23 protein-coding genes are annotated in these 21,112 nt (G+C 71.4%); 11 read left to right on the top strand and 12 right to left on the bottom strand.

Translation table 11 applies throughout. The features are described from left to right. Positions 1–38: 38 nt before the first annotated feature. Both ACFVTH_RS11330 and ACFVTH_RS11325 read right to left on the bottom strand, forming a co-directional pair. Complete coding sequence (locus ACFVTH_RS11330; RefSeq protein ID WP_387090593.1) at positions 39–659, bottom strand: TetR/AcrR family transcriptional regulator; 621 nt, start codon at positions 657–659, stop codon at positions 39–41. 97 nt (positions 660–756) lie between these two features. After that, complete coding sequence (locus tag ACFVTH_RS11325) at positions 757–1,377, bottom strand: TetR/AcrR family transcriptional regulator (RefSeq protein ID WP_387090590.1); 621 nt, start codon at positions 1,375–1,377, stop codon at positions 757–759. 72 nt (positions 1,378–1,449) lie between these two features. On the opposite strand from ACFVTH_RS11325, the gene ACFVTH_RS11320 reads away from it, so the two are divergent. Continuing rightward, positions 1,450–2,259: an SDR family oxidoreductase gene (locus ACFVTH_RS11320; RefSeq protein WP_387090588.1), complete on the top strand. Its 810-nt coding sequence runs from the start codon at positions 1,450–1,452 to the stop codon at positions 2,257–2,259. 103 nt (positions 2,260–2,362) lie between these two features. Next, positions 2,363–3,301: a DUF1214 domain-containing protein gene (locus ACFVTH_RS11315; protein ID WP_387090585.1), complete on the top strand. Its 939-nt coding sequence runs from the start codon at positions 2,363–2,365 to the stop codon at positions 3,299–3,301. Here the strand turns inward: ACFVTH_RS11315 and ACFVTH_RS11310 are convergent. Further along, positions 3,241–4,230 carry a LysR family transcriptional regulator gene (locus tag ACFVTH_RS11310; protein WP_387090583.1) on the bottom strand — a complete coding sequence of 330 codons (990 nt, stop codon included), beginning with the start codon at positions 4,228–4,230 and terminating at the stop codon, positions 3,241–3,243. The two genes, ACFVTH_RS11315 and ACFVTH_RS11310, sit on opposite strands and share 61 nt — an antisense overlap. Before the next feature lie 77 nt (positions 4,231–4,307). Here ACFVTH_RS11310 and ACFVTH_RS11305 point away from each other — a divergent pair, with 77 nt between their 5' ends. Continuing rightward, on the top strand, positions 4,308–6,059 hold the full coding sequence (locus tag ACFVTH_RS11305; RefSeq protein ID WP_387090581.1) for an L-aspartate oxidase: 1,752 nt from the start codon (positions 4,308–4,310) through the stop codon (positions 6,057–6,059). 40 nt (positions 6,060–6,099) lie between these two features. Here ACFVTH_RS11305 and ACFVTH_RS11300 read toward each other — a convergent pair whose 3' ends face one another. The 5 genes from ACFVTH_RS11300 to ACFVTH_RS11280 all read right to left on the bottom strand — a co-directional run bounded on the left by ACFVTH_RS11300 (position 6,100) and on the right by ACFVTH_RS11280 (position 10,190). Beyond that, a complete protein-coding gene (locus tag ACFVTH_RS11300; RefSeq protein WP_387090578.1) occupies positions 6,100–6,936 on the bottom strand; it encodes a phosphatidate cytidylyltransferase in 837 nt (278 codons plus the stop codon). Next, on the bottom strand, positions 6,933–7,550 hold the full coding sequence (locus ACFVTH_RS11295) for a CDP-alcohol phosphatidyltransferase family protein (protein ID WP_387090576.1): 618 nt from the start codon (positions 7,548–7,550) through the stop codon (positions 6,933–6,935). The genes ACFVTH_RS11300 and ACFVTH_RS11295 overlap by 4 nt, the downstream gene beginning before the upstream one ends. Continuing rightward, positions 7,547–8,758, bottom strand: coding sequence for a lysophospholipid acyltransferase family protein (locus ACFVTH_RS11290; protein WP_387090573.1), 1,212 nt, complete (start codon positions 8,756–8,758; stop codon positions 7,547–7,549). The genes ACFVTH_RS11295 and ACFVTH_RS11290 overlap by 4 nt, the downstream gene beginning before the upstream one ends. A gap of 82 nt (positions 8,759–8,840) precedes the next feature. Further along, complete coding sequence (locus tag ACFVTH_RS11285) at positions 8,841–9,530, bottom strand: Pr6Pr family membrane protein (protein WP_387090570.1); 690 nt, start codon at positions 9,528–9,530, stop codon at positions 8,841–8,843. A gap of 171 nt (positions 9,531–9,701) precedes the next feature. Further along, complete coding sequence (locus ACFVTH_RS11280) at positions 9,702–10,190, bottom strand: nucleoside deaminase (RefSeq protein WP_387090567.1); 489 nt, start codon at positions 10,188–10,190, stop codon at positions 9,702–9,704. A 79-nt stretch (positions 10,191–10,269) separates the two neighbouring features. On the opposite strand from ACFVTH_RS11280, the gene arr reads away from it, so the two are divergent. Both arr and ACFVTH_RS11270 read left to right on the top strand, forming a co-directional pair. After that, positions 10,270–10,680 (top strand): NAD(+)--rifampin ADP-ribosyltransferase, encoded by a 411-nt coding sequence (arr, locus tag ACFVTH_RS11275; RefSeq protein ID WP_387090563.1) that lies wholly within the window; start codon positions 10,270–10,272, stop codon positions 10,678–10,680. Between the two features lie 154 nt (positions 10,681–10,834). After that, entirely contained in the window at positions 10,835–11,242 is a 408-nt protein-coding gene (locus tag ACFVTH_RS11270; protein WP_387090561.1) for a VOC family protein, read from the top strand. Between the two features lie 9 nt (positions 11,243–11,251). Here ACFVTH_RS11270 and ACFVTH_RS11265 read toward each other — a convergent pair whose 3' ends face one another. Then, complete coding sequence (locus tag ACFVTH_RS11265; RefSeq protein WP_387090558.1) at positions 11,252–11,734, bottom strand: hypothetical protein; 483 nt, start codon at positions 11,732–11,734, stop codon at positions 11,252–11,254. Positions 11,735–11,968: 234 nt separating this feature from the next. On the opposite strand from ACFVTH_RS11265, the gene ACFVTH_RS11260 reads away from it, so the two are divergent. Beyond that, a complete protein-coding gene (locus ACFVTH_RS11260) occupies positions 11,969–12,556 on the top strand; it encodes a CPBP family intramembrane glutamic endopeptidase (RefSeq protein ID WP_387090556.1) in 588 nt (195 codons plus the stop codon). Here ACFVTH_RS11260 and ACFVTH_RS11255 read toward each other — a convergent pair. Continuing rightward, positions 12,538–13,200 carry a uracil-DNA glycosylase family protein gene (locus ACFVTH_RS11255; protein WP_387090553.1) on the bottom strand — a complete coding sequence of 221 codons (663 nt, stop codon included), beginning with the start codon at positions 13,198–13,200 and terminating at the stop codon, positions 12,538–12,540. The genes ACFVTH_RS11260 and ACFVTH_RS11255 overlap by 19 nt on opposite strands. A gap of 245 nt (positions 13,201–13,445) precedes the next feature. Between ACFVTH_RS11255 and ACFVTH_RS11250 the strand changes: the two genes are divergently transcribed. The 3 genes from ACFVTH_RS11250 to ACFVTH_RS11240 all read left to right on the top strand — a co-directional run bounded on the left by ACFVTH_RS11250 (position 13,446) and on the right by ACFVTH_RS11240 (position 16,153). Then, entirely contained in the window at positions 13,446–14,921 is a 1,476-nt protein-coding gene (locus tag ACFVTH_RS11250) for an APC family permease (RefSeq protein WP_387090550.1), read from the top strand. A 112-nt stretch (positions 14,922–15,033) separates the two neighbouring features. Continuing rightward, a complete protein-coding gene (locus tag ACFVTH_RS11245; protein ID WP_387090547.1) occupies positions 15,034–15,459 on the top strand; it encodes an ArsR/SmtB family transcription factor in 426 nt (141 codons plus the stop codon). Between the two features lie 16 nt (positions 15,460–15,475). After that, a complete protein-coding gene (locus ACFVTH_RS11240; RefSeq protein WP_387090544.1) occupies positions 15,476–16,153 on the top strand; it encodes an SRPBCC domain-containing protein in 678 nt (225 codons plus the stop codon). 83 nt (positions 16,154–16,236) lie between these two features. On the opposite strand, the gene ACFVTH_RS11235 is transcribed toward ACFVTH_RS11240, so the two are convergent. Next, on the bottom strand, positions 16,237–17,775 hold the full coding sequence (locus tag ACFVTH_RS11235) for an MFS transporter (protein WP_387090541.1): 1,539 nt from the start codon (positions 17,773–17,775) through the stop codon (positions 16,237–16,239). A 75-nt stretch (positions 17,776–17,850) separates the two neighbouring features. Between ACFVTH_RS11235 and ACFVTH_RS11230 the strand changes: the two genes are divergently transcribed. Together ACFVTH_RS11230 and ACFVTH_RS11225 are read left to right on the top strand one after the other, a co-directional pair. Beyond that, a complete protein-coding gene (locus ACFVTH_RS11230) occupies positions 17,851–18,330 on the top strand; it encodes a DNA alkylation repair protein (protein ID WP_387090538.1) in 480 nt (159 codons plus the stop codon). A gap of 70 nt (positions 18,331–18,400) precedes the next feature. After that, positions 18,401–20,149 (top strand): SulP family inorganic anion transporter, encoded by a 1,749-nt coding sequence (locus tag ACFVTH_RS11225; protein ID WP_387090536.1) that lies wholly within the window; start codon positions 18,401–18,403, stop codon positions 20,147–20,149. A gap of 104 nt (positions 20,150–20,253) precedes the next feature. Here ACFVTH_RS11225 and ACFVTH_RS11220 read toward each other — a convergent pair whose 3' ends face one another. Continuing rightward, a complete protein-coding gene (locus ACFVTH_RS11220) occupies positions 20,254–20,637 on the bottom strand; it encodes a DUF4259 domain-containing protein (RefSeq protein ID WP_387090533.1) in 384 nt (127 codons plus the stop codon). Between the last annotated feature and the right edge of the window lie 475 nt (positions 20,638–21,112).

Genomic DNA, 21,112 nt, shown 5'->3' with positions numbered 1-21,112 from the left:
CTTCTATTGGGAGGGTGTCGCGACGACGTGACGGACCGTCATTCGCCGAGCAGCTGTGCTCGGGCGAGCCGGCGCCAGAGCACGAGGTTCGGCTCGCTCGCCGCGTCGGCACCGGTGATCGCATAGGTGATCGCCGTGCCGCGCATGCTCGTGACGAGGAGCTCCATGAGCGGGGCGAACTCCGCCCGCGCGGCCAGGTCGTCGCCGAACAGCCGGCGCTGCGTGTCGAGCAGGATGCCGCCCATGCGGCGTTCGGTCGGCAGGAGCGCGGCACGGAGCGCCTCGTCGTGCCGCGCCGCGAGCCACAGCTCGAGCGAGGCGAGGAACTCGGGCTGCCCGTTCGACGCCCACATCGCCGTGATCGCGGCGTCGATACGGGCACCGGGCTCGTCGGGCAGCTCGAGCTCGCCGAGCTGCGCGTCGAGCCGCGTCGCCGCGAGGTGGTGCACGGCCGCGACGAAGAGCTCGTCGCGCGAGGGGAAGTGGTGCAGCAGCCGGCCTCGCGAGACCCCGGCGCGCTCCTGCACCCGCACGGTGGTCGCCGCCGCGTAGCCCTCGTCGGCGAGCACGCGCACGGCGGCGTCGAGGATCGCGGCACGGGTGCGCAGCCCGCGCTCCTGCACCGGGCGGCGAGGCGGTCCGTCGGGCTCCCCGGTCATGCGGCCTCCTCGGTGAGCGGGTGCGCGCCGGCGGGCACCGGCGCGGGCCGGCGTGCGCCGGCGTGTGGGCCAGACGCTACCAGCCGGGGCGCGCCGGTCAGTCGGAACCGGCCGGGGGTTCCGCGAGTTCGATCCAGGCCAGCGTGCGGTCGACGGCCTCGGCGGGGTCGCCCTCGCCGCCCGCCTCGACCCAGCTCGTGAGCGCGGCGAACGTCGCCGCCTGCAGTGCGGCGGCGAGCGCGCGGCAGGTGCCCGCCGAGGCGCCGGGCAGCCGGCTCCCGAGGAAGTCGGCGAGCCGGCCCGTCCAGGCGCGGTCGGCGGCCGCCGCGGTCGCGGCGAGCTCGGGCTCGCTCGCGATCAGGCGGAACCAGGCGGCGGCACTGCGGCGTACGTGCGGGTCGTGCGAGACCGACGCGACGATCGCGCGGCGGACGGCCTCGCCGACCGGCGTGCCCGGGCTCATCTCGGCGATCGATCGTGCGAGCCGGTCGTTCGCCGACTCGACCTCGGCCCACGCGATGCGATCGCGGGTGCCGAAGTGGCGCATGAGGGTTCGCGTGCTCACCCCGGTGGCGTCGGCGAGCTCCTTCCAGCCGGTCGTCGCGTAGCCGCGCTCGGACCAGAGGGCGAACGCCGCTTCGGCGACCGCGTCGCCGTCGACGACGGTCGGGCGGCCGCGGCCGCGCGTCGGGGCATCACCGTTCGACAGGGGTTCCACAGTCGCCTCCGAGTATTTTGACGTAGTGTGTCAAATATAGTCTTCGCTCCTCGAATCGGAAGGAAACACACCATGACCCGCAAGTACGTCGTCACCGGCTCCGCCTCGGGCATCGGCGCCGCGACGAAGCGCGCCCTCCTCGAGCAGGGTGCGATCGTGATCGGCGTCGACCTCCGCGACGCCGACGTCGAGGCCGATCTGTCGACCGCCGAGGGGCGCGAGGCGGCGGTCGCACGCGTGCTCGAGCTCTCCGGCGGCGTCGTGGACGGCGTCATCGCGTGCGCCGGCATCGCGGCGCCCGCCCCGATCACGGTCTCGGTCAACTTCTTCGGCGTCACCGCCGTGCTCGAGGGGCTGCTGCCGGCGCTCCGCGCCTCCTCCGCCCCGCGTGCGGCCGTCGTCTCGTCGATGGCCTCGCTGCAGCCGGTCGCGCCCGCGATCGTCGAGGCCGCCCTCGCCGGCGACGAGCCCGGCGCGCTCGCCGCCGCTGCGGCGCTCGCCGAGCAGGGCCCCGAGCTCGGCTACCTCGCGTACCCGTCGTCGAAGCGGGCGCTGTCGCGCTGGGTGCGCCGCGAGTCGATCACCGAGGCCTGGGCCGGCGCGGGCATCCCGCTCAACGCGGTCGGCCCCGGCACCGTCATCACCCCGATGACCGCGAGCCTGCGCGACAACCCCGAGGGCCTCGCCATGGTCGACGCCGCCGTGCCGATGCCGCTCAACTACCACCAGCCGGCCGAGTCGATCGCGAACCTGCTGATCTGGCTCACGAGCGAGCAGAACACGCACATGGCCGGGCAGACCATCTACTGCGACGGCGGCGCCGACGCCACCCTCCGGGGCGACGACATCTGGTCGTGGAACGACCCGACGCCCGCGGCCTGAGCAGCAGCGCAGGTCGACAGCCCGGGGGCGGATGCCACGTGGCATCCGCCCCTCGTCGTCGTGTCCCCCGGGGATCCTCCGCTCCGGCTGGCAGGATCGTCGAATGGCCACCCACGTCAACGTCGATAACTTCGCGCTCGCCGAAACCCACCGCATGATGCGGGACCTCCAGGAGAACTCAGGAGGCGTCAACCGCTTCCTCCACAACCGGGCCCCCGCCGACATCGACAAGCAGACGGTCATCCGGCTGAACCGCGACACGCTGTACAGCTTCGCGGTGGTCGACATCACCGAGGGCGCCACCTTCACCATCCCTGAGCACGGGGATCGGTACCTCTCGGCGATGGTCGTCAACGAGAAGCACTACATCAACGAGATCTTCCACGACGCGGGCGAGCACCGACTGACCCTCGAGCGGTTCGGCACTCCGCATGTGGTGCTCGCGATGCGCATCCTCGTCGATCCCGCCGATGCCGACGACCTGGCCGAGGTCGTCGCGCTGCAGGATCGGATCACGCTGACGGCCGGCTCGTCGGTTCCGTTCGAGATGCCCGACTACGACTCGAACAGCCTCGACGAGACGCGAGATGCACTGCTCGCGCTGGCCCGCAACCTGACCGGATTCGATCGCACGTTCGGCGCCCAGGACGAGGTCGACCCCGTCCGCCACCTCATCGGCACCGCCGCGGGCTGGGGTGGGCTCCCCACCTCGGAGGCGAACTACATCGGCGTGGAACCGCGCCTCCCGGTGGGGCGGTACGAGCTGACCGTCGGCGACGTCCCCGTCGACGGGTTCTGGTCGATCTCGGTGTACAACGCCGACGGCTTCTTCGAGCCGAACGACCGCGGCGCGTACACGATCAACAACATCACGGGCACCCGCAACGGCGACGGCACCATCACCGTCCGTTTCGGCGACTACCCCGCCGGCACGCCGAACGCGATCCCGATCACCGAGGGCTGGAACTACCTGGTGCGGCTCTACCGCCCGCGCGCCGAGGTCCTCGAGGGTCGCTGGTCGTTCCCGGTGCTCGACGCGTAATCGTCGGCGGCGACCCGCATGGTCGCGCCGGCGCGCGTCGCGAAGCCGACCGCCGTCGCCGCGATCGTGCGCTCCATCACGTCGACGGCCGCGGTCGGCGCGACGCCGACCGGGCGCGCGAGGCTGATCGTGCGGGCGAGCCCGGCGGCGTCGAGCCGCACCGAGCGCAGTCCGGGGCGGTCGATGAGCACCATCGCCGGCACGATCGCCACCCCGAGCCCGCGCTCGACGAACCGCAGCACGGCGTCCATCTCGGCGCCCTCGAGCACGACCTCGGGCGTGAGCCCGGCCGCGGCGAACGCGGCGTCGGTCGCGGCGCGCAGGTCGTAGCTCGAGCTGAAGACGATCTGCGGCAGCGCGGCGACCTCGGCGAGGCCGATGCGGTCGCCCGTCGTGATGGGCGGCGCGCCGGCCGATGAGATGACGACCAGCTCTTCGACGAGCAGGGGCGCCACGGTGAAGCGCTCGGCCGACGAGGCATCCGTCGTGGTGATGAGCGCGAGGTCGAGCTCGCCGCCGGCGAGCTCGTCGAGGAGGCGGCGCGAACCCTGCTCCGAGAGGTGCAGCTCGATGCCGGGATGCTCCGCGTGGAACGCGCTCAGCACCTCGGCGACGAGGCTGATGCAGAGGGTCGGGGTGGCACCGAGACGCACCCGGCCGCGCTCGAGCCCCGCGAGCTCGGCGAGCTCGCGGCGCACCGACTCGGCGTCGGCGAGCATGCGGCGGGCGAGCGGCAGCAGCGACTCGCCGGCGACTGTCAGCGTGCTGCCGCCGCGCGCTCGATGGAAGAGCTCGGCGCCGAGATCCCGCTCGAGGGCGGCGATCTGGCGGCTGAGCGAGGGTTGCGCGAGGTAGAGCTCTTCGGCGGCACGGGTGAAGTTGCCGAACCGGGCGACCTCGACGAAGCTGCGCAGTTGCTCGAGGTTCATGTCGATAGCCTATGCGCATCGTTTGCACTTCAAAGATGCATTGGAGTAATCGATAGCACGAACCTAGCGTGGAGCGCATGACCACTTCAGCCAGCCTTCCCGCAGAGCGCCAGCTCTCCACCACCGTGCTCGTCATCGGCACGGGCGGCTCGGGGCTGCGTGCCGCCATCGAGCTCGCCGAGGCCGGCGTCGACGTGCTCGCGCTCGGCAAGCGACCCAAGTCCGACGCCCACACCTCGCTCGCCGCCGGCGGCATCAACGCCGCCCTCGCCACCATGGACGCCGACGACAGCTGGCAGCAGCACGCCGCCGACACCCTGAAGGAGAGCTACCTCCTCGCCGACCCCCGCACGGTCGAGACGGTGACGAAGGGCGCCGCCCGGGGCATCGACGACCTCGAGCGCTACGGCATGCCCTTCGCCCGCGAGGCCGACGGCCGCATCTCGCAGCGCTTCTTCGGCGCGCACACCTACCGCCGCACCGCCTTCGCGGGCGACTACACCGGACTCGAGATCCAGCGCACGCTCGTGAACCGCGCCGCCCTGCTCGATATCCCGATCCTCGACACCGTCTACATCACCCGCATCCTCGTGAACGACGACGGCGCGGTGTTCGGCGCCTACGGCTTCGACCTCGACGACGGCACGCACTACCTCATCCACGCCGACGCGGTGATCCTCGCCGCCGGCGGCCACAACCGCATCTGGCGACGCACCTCCTCCCGCCGCGACGAGAACACCGGTGATTCGTGGCGCCTGGCCGTCGAGGCCGGCGGTCGCGTGCGCGACCCCGAGCTCGTGCAGTTCCACCCCTCGGGCATCATCGAGCCCGAGAACGCGGCCGGCACCCTCATCTCCGAGGCCGCGCGCGGCGAGGGCGGAATCCTCACCAACGGCCTCGGCGAGCGCTTCATGCACAGGTACGACCCCGAGCGCCTCGAGCTCTCGACCCGCGACCGCGTCGCCCTCGCCTGCTACACCGAGATCAAGGAGGGGCGCGGCACTCCCAACGGCGGTGTCTGGCTGGATGTCTCGCACCTCCCCCGCGAGACGATCATGCAGCGGCTCCCCCGCGTCTACCAGACCATGCTCGAGCTGCAGATGCTCGACATCACGAAGGAGCCGATCGAGATCGCGCCGACCGCGCACTACTCGATGGGCGGCGTGTGGGTGCGCCCCGACGACCACGGCACCGACGTGCCCGGGCTCTACGCCATCGGCGAGGCATCCAGCGGCCTGCACGGCGCGAACCGTCTGGGCGGCAACTCGCTCATCGAGCTGCTCGTGTTCGGGCGCATCGTCGGGCAGGCGGCTGCGGCCTACTCCGCGTCGCTCGACGCGCAGCGCCGCTCGGCCGCCGCGGTGCAGACCGCGCGCGACGAGATCGCCGCGCTGCTCGGTGCCAACGGCACCGAGAACGTGCGCGCCCTCCAGCGCGCCATCCGCAACACGATGACCGAGCACGCCGGCGTCGTGCGCGACGAGCAGGGTCTCCTGACCGGACTCGCCGAGCTCGACGCGATCGAAGCCCGCATGGGCGACCTCGGCGTGCACCCCGACCTCGCCGGCTACCAGGACCTCGCGCACGCCTTCGACCTCAAGTCGGCCGCGCTCGCGGCCCGCGCGACGCTCGAGGCGGCGCTCGAGCGTCGCGAGACCCGCGGCTGCCACAACCGCAGCGACCACCCCTCGATCGACGAGTCGCTGCAGGTGAACCTCGTCTGGTCGCCCGCGACGGGCGTCACCCGCGAGTCGATCCCGCCGATCCCCGAAGAGATCGCGGCGCTCATGCGCGCGGAGGTCTCGGTGGCGGGCAAGCTCGTCGAGTAGTCGGCGCGCGATCGCCGCCGCACGTGGCCGCCGCCGCGCGCTACGTCGCGGCGGCGGCCACCGCGAAGAGCGGCGCCACCACGAGGAGGGAGTCGGCCCGGTCGAGCAGTCCTCCGAACCCCGGCAGCCAGGCGCCCGCGTCCTTCACGCCGGCGTGCCGCTTCACCATCGACGCGATGATGTCGCCGAGCGGGGCGCCGACCGCCGCGGCGAGCAGCAGCACCCAGCTGAACTCGCGGGTGACGGCGAGCACGGCGGCCGCGGCGAACGCGCCGCCCAGCAACCCGGCGACCGTCTTGCTCGGCGAAACCGCGAAGGGGTGCATCCGTGCGCCGGGCAGCCGCCCGAGGCTCTTCCCGAACGCCCAGCTGGCCACGTCGGTGACGGCGACGGTCAGGATCAGCAGCGTCAGCTCCTCGTGGATGATCACGAGCTGCGCCGGCGCCCAGACCAGCCACAGCATCCCGAACGCCGCGGCGGTGGCGCGAGGGAGCGCGGCCTCGGGATCACGGCTGAGCACCGGAAGCACCGCCGCAGCCAGCAGCGCGAACGGCAGCCACGTGCCGACCGCGGCCGGGTTCACCGCCGCCAGCACCGGCGCGCAGACGCCGGCGGCGACCAGCACCCAGCGATCGGCGGTGCTGAGGCCCGCCAGCCTCACGTACTCGACGATGCACACCACGCTCACCGCGATCGCCAGGAGGACGGCGCCGGCGATGCCGATCGCCTCGGCGACGCCGACGATCACCCCGATGACCGCCCACGTCAGCCACCTGCTGCGGATGGTCGAGTTGCCGAAGACCAGCACGGGCACTGCGGTGGCCACCAGCAGGACGAGCCCGACGGTCGCAGGAGCGCTCAATCCGAACCAGGTCATGCGTCGACCGATCGGAGGGAGCGCCGCGCCGTTCGAACCCGGGCCGCGGCGGTGACCGTCGAACCGGCGACGATCGCGGCCGAGCCGACGAGGATCACCGCATCGACGGGGAACCAGCTGACGGCGACCGACATGAGGAGCACGACGAGGGCGCGTTCGGTCTTCCCGAGCGGCCCGCCGTTGAGCCGCGGCGCACCGGCTGCGGCGGCCGCGAGCGAGACGAAGGTCGGCCACGACGCGGCGGTCATCGCCACGAGGGCGGCCGCGAGCGCCGGAGCCGAGCCCGCCTGCCAGGCGAGGATGCCGACCGCGGCCAGCGGCAGCAGGTCCGAGACTCGGTCGCCGATCTCGTTGAGGAGGAACCCGAACGGGCGGCTCACCCCTCTGGCCCGGGCGACGGCGCCGTCGAGATTCGCGCCGGCGAGCCTCCCGACCAGTCCGATGAGCACCACCGGCCACCATCCGATGAGGAGCCCTGCGGCGGCCACGGCGGCGAAGGCGACGCCGACGGCGGTGACGGCGTCGGGCGACCAGCCGCGCCGGACCGCGATGCCGACGAACCCCTCGAGGCGCCGGGTGAACCACGGCTTGGCCGCGTAGAGGCCGCGATTCACGACCACCACCAGATGACGAGGCCGAGGCCGAGCGGGAAGAGAACCAGGAAGACGGCCTGCACGGCGCCGAGGCACGGCTTCAGGTACCGCGAGAGCAGGCCCCCGAGGATCCAGCCCATGCCCCCGACGATCGCGATCCGACCGAGCCGCGGCAGCATCGCGGCGATGACGTCGACGACGTCCAGGTGGAGCCGGCCCGCGCCGTGCGCGTAGACCTTCACGGGGATCCCGTTGAACATCTGGTTCGCGAACGCGCCCGTCGGGTCGCTCGCGAGCTGGTCGAGCGCCGTCTCGTGCATGCGCGGCGTCGTCAACGGGGCCGGAACGGGCACGCCGTGCGCGACGAGCCACCAGGTGGTGAGGATGCCGGCCGCCGAGGCGATCGCGGTCGCCCCGATCATCATCGGGCCGCGCCAGGAGCGGCCCACCGTGCAGACGAACAGCAGGAGCGGCAGCTCCGCGACGAGCGGCCAGACGATGCCCTCCGCGAACGCCCACGCGGTGACGACGGCCATGCCCGTGGCGGCGAACGCCATGCGTCGAATGCGGGTCCACGCCCGGCCGGGCCGCTGGTGAGCGGGCTCCCGGATGAGCACGTCGACGACCCCGAGCGCCGCTGCGGCGGACTCCTCGGCGTGCCCCGATTCGACCGTGAACGGCTCGCCCCACCGTACCTCCACGGGCCGACGCCGGATGAGCCGACGCTCGGCCGGGAGGAGGTCGCCGGCCCCCACGAGCCCGACGGGCAGGACGGTCGCGCGCGCGGCGGCCGCGAGCTCGAACGCCCCGCGCTTGAAGCCGGCGAGCTCCGGCGTGCGACGGCGACTGCCCTCGGGGAAGACGACGAACACGACGCCTGCGGCGACGGCCGGCGCTGCGGCCAGCAGGTCCGCCATCCCCCGTCGATCGCGGCGGATCGGCCAGATGCCGACCAGCCATCTCGCGAGGACCCGGTTGCGCGTCCTGCCGAACCAGTAGTCGGCCGCGGCGACGAACGTGACCGGCCGGCTGCGGCCGAGGGTCGCCAGCAGCACGGCGGTGTCGGCGTGGGAGGAGTGGTTGGCGACCACGACCAGCGGGCCGGCCGGAAGGGGCGGCCGCTGCGCGAGCGGGATGGGCTCGGAGACGCGCCCGGCGGGGATCGTCGTGACCCCGTCGGTGACGATCGAGAGGATCAGGCCCCAGAGCTTCGATCGCCAGTACGACACGAGGCCGAGCCGACGGACCCGTCTCGCGGTGGGCGGTGCTGGCAGCCGGAGGGATGCGGTATCGAGCACGAGCCCGCTCCCGTCATCCGCGGCGCTCGCGAGCCCGGCCGATGCCGATGATGGCGACGCCGAGCAGCACGAACGCGAGCAGGATGCCGGCGATGTAGCCGAGGGCCGAGCCGTATCCGGCGACGTGCGGGTCGAGGAAGCCGTAGGGGTACCACCATGCCGCACTGCCGTCGGGGTTGGCCACGCGCTCACCGCGGACCATCGTGTAGACGGCCCACCCGAGCGGGTAGCTGACGATGACGGCGAGCGACCACCACGGCAGCGCCCGGCGCCGGCTGGCGAACAGCAGGTCGATCACGAACGCGATCGGCAGCACCACGTGCAGCGTCTCCGTCGCCCAGTCGTCGAGGAACGAGACCCAGCCGGGGTCGGTGGCGGCGATCGGAGCCGGGTCGCCGCGCAGCAGCACGTTGAACACGATGCCGAGGAGGATGACCGGGCCGGTGACCGCGGCGATCGCGAGCGCGATCCCGAGCGGCTCGCGCGAGGGCGCGGGGTGCCGCAGGCTCCACCGGGCCGCGATCGCGAGCACGACGACGCTGAGGATCGACGACACGATCGTGAACAGGCTGAAGTAGTTCGCCAGCACGTCACTGCGATCCTCGCCGGTGCGCATCGCACGGTCGATGTTGACCAGGAGCCCGGCGATGACGCCCGAGCTCGCGATGCCGGCAACGGCGATCCTGAACCATACCCAACGCATGAGACCCCCCACGGTTCGATGCAGCTGACTTCGATTGAGGACGTTGTAGTCCTCTCGCTGGTCGGCCGCACCAACCTTGGCGCCAAAGTTGAGGATTTCTTGATTAAGTTGCCCCGCGATTGTTCGTGATCTCCAAGTCCGTCCCCCTGCCGGGGGACCGTCACTCGACCGTCACTCGCCCGACCGCACCGCCTGCTCGATGAGCGCCCGCACCTCGGGCACGAGCTCGTCGACCGGCCCCTCGACCGGTAGGCCCGGCGCGACCGCCGTGATCGGCAGCGCCGCGACCGGTGACGGCTCGGCGCCGAGCTCGCGGCGCCAGCCTGCGACCTGCTCGGCCGAGGCGACGTAGACGATGCGGCCGAGCCCGGCCCAGGCGTGCGCGGCCGAGCACATCGGGCAGTGCTCGCCCGAGGTGTAGACCGTCGCCGTCGCCCGTTCGGCGGCGCTGAGGTTCACCGCAGCCCAGCGGGCGATCTCGAACTCGGGATGCCTCGTCGGATCACCGGTGCTCTGCTCGCGGTTGCGATCGGCGAACCGCTCGCGGCCGCCGGCGTCGACGAGCACCGAGCCGAACGGGCCGTCGCCGTGGGCGAGTGCTTCGCCGGCGAGCGCGACCGCCCGACGGAGGTGGACGAGGTCGGTGCCGGAGATCGTCATGCTCCAAGCTTGGCGCGAAGCCGCGCCGATGGCGAGCGGCACCCTCGCCGGCCCGCGGACGCTCGCCTAGGCTGTCGGCGTGAACCGAGCGCTGGACGAAGGGCCGTTCTTCCACGGCACGAAGGCCGATCTGCGAAGCGGCGACCTTCTGACGGCGGGCTTCCGGTCGAACTACCGCCCCGAGGTGGTGATGAACCACATCTACTTCACCGCACTTCGCGATGGCGCCGGCCTCGCCGCCGAGCTCGCCGCCGGCGACGGCGAGCCGCGCGTCTACCTCGTCGAGCCGACCGGACCGTTCGAGGACGACCCGAACGTGACCGACAGGAAGTTCCCGGGCAACCCCACTCGCTCGTACCGCAGCGCCTCCCCGCTGCGGGTGCTCGGCGAGGTCTCCGAGTGGACGCGGCTCACGCCCGAGGCACTGCAGGAGTGGCGGGAACGGCTGGCTGCGCTCCGCGCCGACGAACGAGGCGAGATCATCAACTGACCCCCTCCGTTCTCGGTCGCGGCCGCGATCCGATCGGGTCGTCTCCGACGACACGGGCCGGATGCCTCGCCCCACGCCACGGCGCCCGGGCGGGGCATCCGGCCCTTCGCGTGTCGTGTTGACGCGAGCGAGACCCCCACGGAAGGATGACCGGATGCCGCTTTTCGACCACCTCGGGCTCAGCGTCGACGACCTGCCCCGCTCGATCGCCCAGTTCGACCCGGTGATGCAGGCGCTCGGCTGCACCCGGCAGGACGCCGACAACGGCGTGTCGTGGTACCTCGGCGAGGAGGAGCTCATCCTCTTCCCGGCCCGCGAGCCCGGCTCGGGCCCGCACCGCCACGGCCGGGTCGGCTGGCAGCACCTCGCCTTCCCGGTCGCGTCGCGCGACGAGGTCGATCGCCTGCACGCCATCGCCGTCGACGCCGGGTGGACGACCGTGCGCGACCCGAAGCCGTACCCGCGCTTCAACGAGCGGTACTACGCATCCTTCGTCGAGGACGACAACGGCATCCGCTTCGAGTTCATGTACAACCCGCCGAAGGAGCCGGTCGCAGGCTGAGGGCCGGGATCAGGCCGGCTCGCGCCGCGTGTGCACCATCCGCCAGTTGACCGGCGCCCAGCTGGCGCCGTCGTCGAACGAGAAGTCCTGCTCCCAGACGGGGTGCGGGCCGTCGGTGTCGAGCCAGCGGAATCGGGCGAGGAAGCGGACGCCACGGTGCTCGGCCGGGCCGATGAAGGTGCCGATGCCGTCGTCGAAGCGGCCGCGCACCGGGTCGTCGAGCACCCCCGGACGGGAGGCCGACGCCCACCAGATCGCCCACTCGTCGTTCTCGGGCGCGTAGAGGCGCAGCGAGTAACCGTCGAACGCGGTGCCGTCGGCGAGCGTGCCGCGAGTCTGGTCGGCCGTGCCGAGTCCGCCGAGGATGCTGTCGACCTCGGCGACCGACTCGAACTCGGCCCAGGTGGTGCACGCGGGATCGAGCGGGTCGGTCAGCCGCCGGTGCTGCACCGACCAGCTGCCGAGGAGGAAGTCGAAGTCCGTCGAGGCCATGGACGCACGGTATCGAGGCCCACCGACATCGGACATCGTCGTGCCGCCTCTTCCGCTACGGTCGTCGATGTAGACGCCGTCGACACCCGCGCTCGAGCGACCCCAGCAGCCACCCGATGGGGCCTCCTGCATGCCGTCGTCGGCGTCGGGATCTTCGTCGCGTGCATCTTCCTCCCTGCGCTCATCCCGGCCGAATCGTGGAGCTACCCCGTCTGGCTGGCATCCGCGCTCGCCATGCCGGTGCTCGTCACCGCATGGATCGTCGCCGTGTCGCGGAGGTGGGGCACGGGCAGCCTCATCCGCGACTACGGGCTGAGCTTCCGCTGGATCGACCTGCTCGGCATCCCGGTCGCCTTCGCGGCGCTCTGGTTCCTCGAGCCGATCGTCGTGTTCACCGCCCTGCTGATCTTCGGCGATCCCGGCGGTCTCGAGTCGAACGTGGTCGTCTCCCCCGAGCCGATCGTGTGGCTGCCCGAGCTCGTCCTGGCGGTGGTCGCGGCCCCGTTCATCGAGGAGGTCGTGTTCCGCGGCATGCTGCAGCCCTCCCTGAAGCGGTGGTTCGACGGCGAGTGGCCCGACCCCGACCGCAGTGTCCGGGCGACGAACGGCGCGGTCCTCCTCACGGCGGTGATCTTCTGCTCGCTCCACCTCCCGCAGATCATCGGCGGCGTCAACGGGGTGAGCCTCGCCGCGTCCACGTTGTTCGCGGGCATCGTCTTCGGCACCCTCGCGATGGCGACCCGTCGTACCGCCCCCTCGATCGTCGTGCACGCGGCGTGGAACCTCGTCGCGACCGCCGGCGCCTACGGGCTGATGGGCTGACCCGGCTCGCCTCGATCCTGATCGCGCCCGCGCCGTGTCGCCGGGAGGACCGAGCGCTCCGCGCCCGCCAACGCCCTCGCGACCGCGCCGCGCAGCGCCGGCACCGTCTCGGCCTCGAACCACGGATTGCGCTGCTGCCAGGCGATGTTGCGCGGCGACGGGTGCACGACGGGGAACACCGCCGGCCCGTAGTCGCGCCAGTGGCGTACCGTCTCGGTCAGCGTCGGACGCCGCTCGGGCAGGTACGCGCGCTGCGCGTGCGCACCGACCAGCACGGTCAGCCGAACGTGCGCGAGCCGCGAGAAGAGCAGCGGATGCCACGTGGCCGCGATCCCCCGGCGTGGCGGCAGGTCGCCCGAGGCCGCCTTGCCCGGGAAGTAGAAGTCCATCGGCACGATCGCGAACGCGCTCGGGTCGTGGAACGTCTCGCGGTCGACACCGAGCCATCGGGTGAGGGCGTCGCCGCTCGCGTCGTCCCACGGGATGCCCGACTCCTGTGCGCGACGGCCCGGTGCCTGGCCGATCAGCAGGATGCGCGACTCCGGCGCCGCCGCGAACACCGGTCGCCAGCCGATGGCGGTGAACCGCGCGTTCTCGGGGTCGCCGGCGATCGCGTCGCGAATGCGGTCGATCTCGTCGGTCATGGTGCCCTCAGACTACGACCTCGACGTCGACCGGACTCCGCGCCAGTACTTCGCTTTCCATCTGTGACGGCGGCCCGACACGACCCGATTCGAAGCCGTTTGTCCGCTTCGGCAACCGATTCCGCACATTTCGAGTACTGTAAGTCGACCGCGCGAGCCTGCCGGTCCTGGACGGAGCGTCGACGGCGCTCGGACCGGACACTTCGCTGTGCGCCGAGGGATCGGCGCCCGGGAGAGGATCGATGATGACCCGAACCGCCACTCCGGCGCACCCGACGCTCAAGCGATCGCTCGGCCTCTGGGCGATCGTCGGCCTCGGCCTCGGCTACATGACCCCGATGACCGTCTTCGACACCTTCGGCTACGTCTCGGAGGAGAGCGGCGGAGTCGTGCCGCTCGCGTACGTCTTCGCCCTCGTCGTCATGATCTTCACCGCGATCAGCTACGGTCGCATGACCCGCGTCTACCCCTCGGCCGGGTCGGCGTACACCTACGCGTCCGAGACGGTCCACCCGAACTTCGGCTGGATCGTCGGCTGGACGGCACTGCTCGACTACCTGCTGCTGCCGCTCGTCAACGCACTGCTCGTCCGCCAGTACCTCGAGTCGTTCTTCCCCGAGGTGTCGGGCTGGGTCTGGGTCATCGCGTACGTCGCCATGATCACGCTGCTCAACCTGTGGAGCATCACCTCGACCTCCCGCGTGAACGCGACGCTGCTCATCTTCCAGATCGTGCTCATCGGCGTGTTCATCGTGCTCGCCTGGGTCGCCCTGGCGCAGGGCGCCGGCAACGGCACGCCGTTCACCCTCGAGCCGTTCTGGAACGCCAACGTGCAGATCATGGCGGTCGTGAGCGCCGCGACGATCGTGTGCTTCTCGTTCATCGGCTTCGACGCGATCACGATGTACACCGAGGAGGCGAAGAACGCGAGCATCGTGCCCAAGGCGATCGTGCTCGCCCTGCTCTTCGGCGGCCTCATCTTCTTCACGGCCGGCTGGTTCGCGCAGTCCCTGTTCCCGACCGACGCGGGCTTCGAGGGCACCGCACTCCCCGAGATCGCCTACTCGGTCGGCGGCATGATCTTCCAGATCTTCTTCGTCTCGGCCGCGGTCGCCGCGGCAGTGGCGTCGAGCCTCGCGTCGCACGCGAGCGTCTCGCGCATGATCTACGTGATGGGCCGCAACGGCACGGGGCCGATCTCGCGCTTCTTCTCGTACGTGCACCCGAAGTACCGCACGCCGGCGATCGCCGTGATCTTCGTCGGCGTCGTGTCGCTCGGTGCGGCGGTCGCCGATCTCGACTTCATCTTCACGCTCATCAACTTCGGTGCGCTCATCGCCTTCACGATCGTGAACGTGACCGTGATCCTGCACTTCGCGGTCCGCAACAAGCAGGTGAAGGGCTTCTCGCAGGTCTTCCGCAACATCGTGCTGCCGGCCATCGGCATCGCGCTGACCGTGCTGCTGTGGGTCAACCTCAACATCGACGCGATGATCTACGGCCTCATCTGGCTGGCGGTGGGCGTCGTGGTGCTGCTCTCGATCACCCGCTTCTTCACCCGCAACCTGCGGATGTCGTTCGAGGAGGACGAGGTCATCGCCGAGGGCGAGGAGGGCGAAGCCGCGCTCAACGCGGCCGACCGCGAGGTGCTCCACGTGGGCGAGGCGCTCGACGGCGGCCGTGCGGACGATTCCTCGACGGCTGCGGGCCCCCGCGCCTAGTCGCCGTGAACGCGAAACGGTCTGCCGATGGCGGGCCGTTTCGCACGACCGGTTCGGCCGGCATCATCGATTAACCCTTGACTTATATAAGTAGCGATGCAAATATGGCCCCATGCACGCGCTCGATGTCCTCGGAGATCCGGTTCGCCGCCGCATCCTCGAGCTGATCGCCGATGGCGAGACCTCAGCAGGCGAGGTCGGCGGAGTGATCCAGCCCGAGTTCGGCATCTCGCAGCCCGCGGTCTCGCAGCACCTGCGCGTGCTGCGGGAGTCGGGGTTCGTCACCGTGCGCCCCGAGGGGGCGCGTCGGCTGTACGCCGTCGACCCCGCACCGCTCGCGCAGGCCGACGCCTGGTTCGACGGCTTCCGCCGGTTCTGGCAGCCGAAGCTCGACGCCCTCGGCACCGAGCTCGCCCGCGGCCGGCTCGCGCAACGCAAGGCCGCCGAGGCGGCACCCGTCGAAGATCCCTCGCCCGAGGCATCCTCGTCGACGACATCGCCGCACCACGAGGCCGGCACCGAAACGCACGACGAGTGAACGAAGGAGTATCGACATGGCCGACGTGAACGCCCAGCTCGACGCCGTCACGCGCAGCATCGAGACGAAGGAGGTCGACGGCGAGCGCACGTACGTGCAGCAGCTCACCCAGACCTACCCCTCCCCCATCGACGACGTCTGGGACGCGGTGACGAGCGCCGAACGCATCCCTCGCTGGTTCCTGCCGATCTCGGGCGACCTCCGCCTCGGCGGCCACTACCAGTTCGAAGGCAACGCGGGCGGCGAGATCCGCAGTTGCGAGCCGCCGCGCGACGGCGCGGCCGGCTACTCGGTCACGTGGGGCATGGGCGCGGGCGAACCGGCCGTCGTGAACGTGCGCCTCGTCGAGGTGGATGCCGCGCACACGCGTCTCGAGCTCGAGAATGTCGCCACGGCGGCGAGCCTGCCCGACGGGATGTGGGAGCAGTTCGGCCCCTCGGCGACCGGCATCGGCTGGGACCAGGGGCTGCTCGGCCTCGCCCTGCACTTCGCCGGGGGCGACGACGGCATCGCGCCCGACGAGGCGGCCGCCTGGGTCGCGAGCGACGAGGGCAGGTCGTTCATGCGCCGCTCGGCCGACGCGTGGGCTGCCGCGCACGAGCGCGACGGCGTCGCCGCCGACGTCGCGAAGGGTGCGGCCGACCGCACGTACGCGGCGTACACGGGCGAGGCGCCGGGGCCCGAGATGGACTGACGGGTCGCACGACTCGAGCCTCTTTCCGCGCGGGCGAGCGTCGCCTCCGATTCGGTCCGGGGTGTCCGGCGACGAGCGGACGGTCAGCGCGTGTCGCCGCCCCGCGTCTCCGCCGCGACCGGTTCGGGCGGCACGATCGTGTGCGAGAACGACGCCGCGGCCGCGACGGCCTCGAACTGCCCCGAGTTGCGGCGCACGCGACGCGCGACGAGGAACACGAGCCCGATGCCGAGCACGCACCAGATGCCCATCGAGATCGACGCCCAGGAGAACGCCTGCGCGAGGGCTGCGGAATCCGAGGCGCCGTCGGCGAGCTGTCGGGTGTCGACCCCGCTGTAGACCGACGCGACGATCGCCGTCATCACCGCGGCGCCCACATATCGCGCCATGTTCGACACGCCCGATGCGGCCCCGACCTCGCGCGGCTCGACGCTCGAGGTCGACAGCGACGAGCACGGGCCGTTCTGCAGGCTCATGCCCGCGGCGACGCCGATGAGCGGCAGCACGAACAGGCTGTACCCCCACGACTCGGTCACGAACGCGAGCACCGCGAACGAGACCGACATGATCACGAAGCCGAGCACGATCGTCACGCGGACGCCGATGCGACCCACGATGGGCGTGATGAGCGGTGCGATCACGACCGCGGCGGCCGCGACGGGGAGCGTCGCGAGCCCCGCCTGGAAGGAGTCCATCTGGAGCGCGGCCGGGCTCTGGAAGTAGAGGCTGACGACGTACATGATGCCGTTGACGGTGCCCGAGCCGAGCAGGATCGAGAGCGTCGCGCCGACGAGCACCGTGTTGCGCAGGAGCTTCAGGTCGAGCAGCGGTGCGGCGACCCTGCGTTCGACGAGGACGAAGCCGATGGCTGCGGCGACCGTGATGGCGAAGCATCCGAGGGTCTGCCATGAGACCCAACCCCAAGCGGTGCCGTTCGTGAGGCCGAAGATGAGGGGCGCCAGGATCGCGGCGATGAGCACCGAACCGACGAAGTCGATCGAGCGCGGCTTCGACGGGTCGGAGGACTCCTTGACGCCGATGAGGGTGACCGGGATGCACGCCGCGGCGATCGCGGCGTCGATCCAGAACAGGCCCTGCCAGCCGAGCGTCGAGGCGAGCAGGCCGCCGACGAGCGGGCCGGCGGCCGCGCCCACCGCGGATGCCGCGCCCCACAGCGTGACCGCACGCAACTGCTCCTTTCCGGTGTTCGCCGCGGAGAGGAGGCTCATGCCGCAGGCGAGGATCGTCGCCCCGGCCGCACCCTGGATGCATCGGCCCGCGATGACCCCGATGCCCTCCTGCGAGAGCGCGATGAGCACGCACGAGGCGATGAACAGCACGAGGCCCCAGAAGAAGATGCGGCGCCGGCCGAACACGTCGCCGAGCGACCCCGACGTGACGATCACCGCCGCACCCACGAGCGAGTAGCCCGTGACCGCCCACTGCAGCGTGTCGGTCGGCGTTCCCGTGTCGGCTGAGATCGCCGGGATCAGGATCGACACCGCCGACGTGTTCGCGTTGACCACGAGCGCCGACACGCACGTCGCGATCAGCGCGGCGAGCGCCGCTCGCTTGGCCGCACCCGTCGCGGCGGAGCCGGAGACATCCACCGTTTCTGCCATGCGCTGTTCCTACCACCGGGCGGAGGCCGTGGACAAGAGGCACGCACGACCCGGCCGAGCGCGGAGAATGGGACGGTGACCGAACCCGCCGACTTCGTCGACCGCACGTTGCGGAACGAGGGCGACGAGTACCGTGCCGACGATGTGCGCGAGCGCCTCGGGCTCGACTCCTACGGGGCCTCGGTCGGCGCGGTGCGCGGCACCATCCGCGACGTTGGCAACCGCTACCGTGGGCTCGACCACGATGCGCTCACCGCGCTCGCCTCGGAGCTCTGGTCGGTGCCGGTCTTCGAGCGTCGCCTCGCCGCGATCGTGCTGCTGCAACGCAACGTGCGGATGCTCGGCAACGGCGACCTCACCCGCATCGAGGGGTTCCTGCGCGAGGCATCCGTCGACGCCCTCGTCGACCCGCTCATCGCCGACGTGCTGCGACCGCTCGTCGCCGGGCTCGGTGCCGGCGCCCGTCGCCGAGCCGACGGCGTGCTCGCCCGCTGGGCCGACGACCCGTCGCCCGCGCTGCGCCGGGCGGCTCGCGAGTCCGTGGGCGGAGCCTGACCGACACGGGGAATCCGACCCTCGCCCGGGCGACGCGCGTGTGCCAGACTTCGTCGAACGGGGAGGGCGCATGGCGAGTCCGACGGGCGACAGGAACCGGCGGCGCACGGCCGCCGGACTGGTACCGATCGCGGGCTGGATCCGCCGCTACGATCGCCGCTGGCTCCGCGGCGACCTGATCGCCGGCGTGACGGTCGCGGCGCTGATCGTGCCGAAGAACCTCGGCTACGCGGGCATCGCCGGCATCCCGCTGCAGAACGGGCTCTACGCGGCCGCGGCGGGCGCGCTCCTCTACGGGATCTTCGGCACGAGCCGGCAGATCTCCATGGGCCCGAGCTCGGCCCTCGCCGCCGTGGCCGCGAGCGCCGTGATCGCGACCGGCCTCACCGACCAGGCCGATATCGCGTCGTTCGTCGCGGGCATCACGCTCGCCTCCGGCGTGCTCTTCCTGCTCCTGTACGTGCTCAAAGCCGGCTGGATCGCCCAGTTCCTCTCACGGGCGGTGGTGACCGGGTTCCTGTTCGGCGCCGCCGTCGACGTCGTCATCTCCGAGCTGCCGAAGCTCACCGGCACCGAGTCGGGCGGCTCGAACGCGATCCAGGAGCTGTGGTCGTGGTTCGGCACCCTCGACGAGACGCACCCGACCACGCTCATCGTCGGCGCGGTCTCGCTCGTCGTGGTGTTCGGCGTCGGCCGGGTCGCTCCCCGCCTGCCCGGCGCGCTGGTGCTCGTGGTCGGCGGCCTGCTGGCATCGTGGCTCCTCGATCTCGGCGAGCGCGGCGTCGCGCTCGTCGGCGACGTGCCGCGGGGGCTGCCGGCATTCACCGTGCCCGACCTCGGCCTGATGTGGGACAACGCGGCGACGGTCGGGATCGCGGCGGTCGCGCTCGTGCTGATCGGCTTCTCGCAGACCGCCGGCGACGCGAGGATGTTCGCCGCCAAGCACCGCTACCAGGTCGACATCGACCAGGAGTCGATCGCGCAGGGCATGGCGAACGCCGGCGCCGGCCTCTTCCAGGGCATGCCGGTGTCGACGAGCCTCTCCGCTAGTTCGCTCAACGACCACTCCGGCGCCCGCACGGGGCTGGCGTCGATCACGTCCGGCGTCACCGTGCTCCTGACGTTGCTGATCCTGGCGCCGCTCTTCTCCGGGCTGCCCAAGCCGGTGCTCGCCGCGCTCATCATCGAGGCGGTCGTGATGGGCATGATCAACGTCCCCGAGATGCGGCGCCTCGCCCGCGTGCAGCCGTTCGACTTCTGGATCGCCGTCGCCGCCATCGTCGGCACGCTGGCGTTCGGTGTGCTCGCCGGGGTCATGATCGGCATCGGGCTGTCGATCGTCTGGCTCATCGGCGTCGCCACGCACCCCAACATCGCGACCCTCGCGCGGGAGCCGGGCACGCAGGTGTTCCGCGACGTCGACGAGCACCCCGCCGACGAGCGCGTGCCCGGGGTCGTCGTGATCCGCATGGACGGGGGCCTGTTCTTCGCGACCTCCGACGCCCTCGAAGACCGCATCCGCGAGATCATCCACTCGACGCCCGACCTCACCGGGATCGTCCTCGACTGCGGCGGCATCAACTTCATCGACTCTCAAGGATGCGCGAAGTTCAGCGACATCGTCGAACTCGCGAAGGATTCCGAAGTCACCCTCCGCCTCGCCCGGGTGAAGCAGGTCGTGCGCGCCACGCTCGCGCGCGACGGGGTGCTCGAGCGGCTCGGGACGGACCGCATCCACGGCAACGTCGACCGCGCGGTCACGGCGCAGCTCGGGCATCCCGGGCAGCCGTCGGATGCCGGTGGCACGGGCGACGGCTGAGCGGCGCTTCACGGCCGATGTCCGGCGTGACCGAAGCGCACCCGCCCGCGGCGAGACCGCTTCCCAGGCCCGATGTTCGGGCAAGCGACTCTCTCCGCGGCGACTCAGTTCAGCTTCTCGAGCGCTGCTCGGGACGGAACCAACCACTCGTCGAGATCGCCGCTCTCCTCCCAGAGCTCGAACAACTCGGAATCGTCGGAACCGGACACGACTGCGGCGCCAAGCTCGCGCAGGGCGGCTCGCGCTTCGGGATCGAATCCCGAGACGAACGCCAGCGAAGCGTTCGACACCCCATCAGGGCGGCGCCCCTCCTCCACGGCGGTGACGAGCTCGACCAGTGCAAGGACGATCTGTCCGGCATCGACCTCGAGATACCCGGATGCCGCTTCCTCGCGCAGTTCGTCGAAGTCGAACTCGCCTTCGGCCAGATCGGCGAGCAGATCGGCTGCCGCATCGTTCTCGAACGGACCAGTACCCCACGCACCCATGCTCGAATCCTAGGGCGCCGAATCCCCTGCGCTCCAGCGCGAATGAGGGGTGGATGCCACGTGGCATCCACCCCTCATCGTCGGAAAGCCGCAGAACTGTGAGCCTCCAGGGCTTCTGATCCTTTCGTTTGCAGTTGATCCGTTATCGCTCTGCGCGGGCGCAAATTGGCGACGAGTCGGTCGTTCAAACTATTTGATCCTGTGCGTGGAGACGTCAGGCGTCGCGGGCGGCAGCGCTCAGACGCTTGCGAAGGCGTCGGCCTAGGCGAGCAGGCCACGGTTGGCGAATTCATCCGGGACGTCTTTGCGCTCGGGCGCGGGGTCAGCCGGGTCGGCTCGGAAGACGACCGGTTCGGGAAGGGTGCGCTCTGGATTGTCTACCCACGCGGGCAGCGGGATCTTCTCTTGGTTCAGCCTCCACGCCACGAGCGCTGCGAGGGCGCTATCCCAGACTCGGTCTCCGGTGGGCTCAGGC

This window comes from Agromyces sp. NPDC058104 (assembly GCF_042884835.1).
In the GTDB taxonomy this organism is placed as follows: Bacteria; Actinomycetota; Actinomycetes; order Actinomycetales; family Microbacteriaceae; genus Agromyces.
The sequence above is the reverse complement of the archived record's forward strand: the minus strand, read 5'-3'. Positions and strand labels throughout refer to the sequence as shown.

What these genes read in the sequence shown, in the direction of transcription:
- ACFVTH_RS11330 (WP_387090593.1), bottom strand. Translation starts at nt 659, where the DNA reads ATGACCGGGGAGCCCGACGGACCGCCTCGCCGCCCGGTGCAGGAGCGC.
- ACFVTH_RS11320 (WP_387090588.1), top strand. Translation starts at nt 1,450, where the DNA reads ATGACCCGCAAGTACGTCGTCACCGGCTCCGCCTCGGGCATCGGCGCC.
- ACFVTH_RS11315 (WP_387090585.1), top strand. Translation starts at nt 2,363, where the DNA reads ATGGCCACCCACGTCAACGTCGATAACTTCGCGCTCGCCGAAACCCAC.
- ACFVTH_RS11310 (WP_387090583.1), bottom strand. Translation starts at nt 4,230, where the DNA reads ATGAACCTCGAGCAACTGCGCAGCTTCGTCGAGGTCGCCCGGTTCGGC.
- ACFVTH_RS11305 (WP_387090581.1), top strand. Translation starts at nt 4,308, where the DNA reads ATGACCACTTCAGCCAGCCTTCCCGCAGAGCGCCAGCTCTCCACCACC.
- ACFVTH_RS11300 (WP_387090578.1), bottom strand. Translation starts at nt 6,936, where the DNA reads ATGACCTGGTTCGGATTGAGCGCTCCTGCGACCGTCGGGCTCGTCCTG.
- ACFVTH_RS11285 (WP_387090570.1), bottom strand. Translation starts at nt 9,530, where the DNA reads ATGCGTTGGGTATGGTTCAGGATCGCCGTTGCCGGCATCGCGAGCTCG.
- ACFVTH_RS11280 (WP_387090567.1), bottom strand. Translation starts at nt 10,190, where the DNA reads ATGACGATCTCCGGCACCGACCTCGTCCACCTCCGTCGGGCGGTCGCG.
- ACFVTH_RS11270 (WP_387090561.1), top strand. Translation starts at nt 10,835, where the DNA reads ATGCCGCTTTTCGACCACCTCGGGCTCAGCGTCGACGACCTGCCCCGC.
- ACFVTH_RS11265 (WP_387090558.1), bottom strand. Translation starts at nt 11,734, where the DNA reads ATGGCCTCGACGGACTTCGACTTCCTCCTCGGCAGCTGGTCGGTGCAG.
- ACFVTH_RS11260 (WP_387090556.1), top strand. Translation starts at nt 11,969, where the DNA reads ATGCCGGTGCTCGTCACCGCATGGATCGTCGCCGTGTCGCGGAGGTGG.
- ACFVTH_RS11255 (WP_387090553.1), bottom strand. Translation starts at nt 13,200, where the DNA reads ATGACCGACGAGATCGACCGCATTCGCGACGCGATCGCCGGCGACCCC.
- ACFVTH_RS11250 (WP_387090550.1), top strand. Translation starts at nt 13,446, where the DNA reads ATGACCCGAACCGCCACTCCGGCGCACCCGACGCTCAAGCGATCGCTC.
- ACFVTH_RS11245 (WP_387090547.1), top strand. Translation starts at nt 15,034, where the DNA reads ATGCACGCGCTCGATGTCCTCGGAGATCCGGTTCGCCGCCGCATCCTC.
- ACFVTH_RS11240 (WP_387090544.1), top strand. Translation starts at nt 15,476, where the DNA reads ATGGCCGACGTGAACGCCCAGCTCGACGCCGTCACGCGCAGCATCGAG.
- ACFVTH_RS11235 (WP_387090541.1), bottom strand. Translation starts at nt 17,775, where the DNA reads ATGGCAGAAACGGTGGATGTCTCCGGCTCCGCCGCGACGGGTGCGGCC.
- ACFVTH_RS11225 (WP_387090536.1), top strand. Translation starts at nt 18,401, where the DNA reads ATGGCGAGTCCGACGGGCGACAGGAACCGGCGGCGCACGGCCGCCGGA.
- ACFVTH_RS11220 (WP_387090533.1), bottom strand. Translation starts at nt 20,637, where the DNA reads ATGGGTGCGTGGGGTACTGGTCCGTTCGAGAACGATGCGGCAGCCGAT.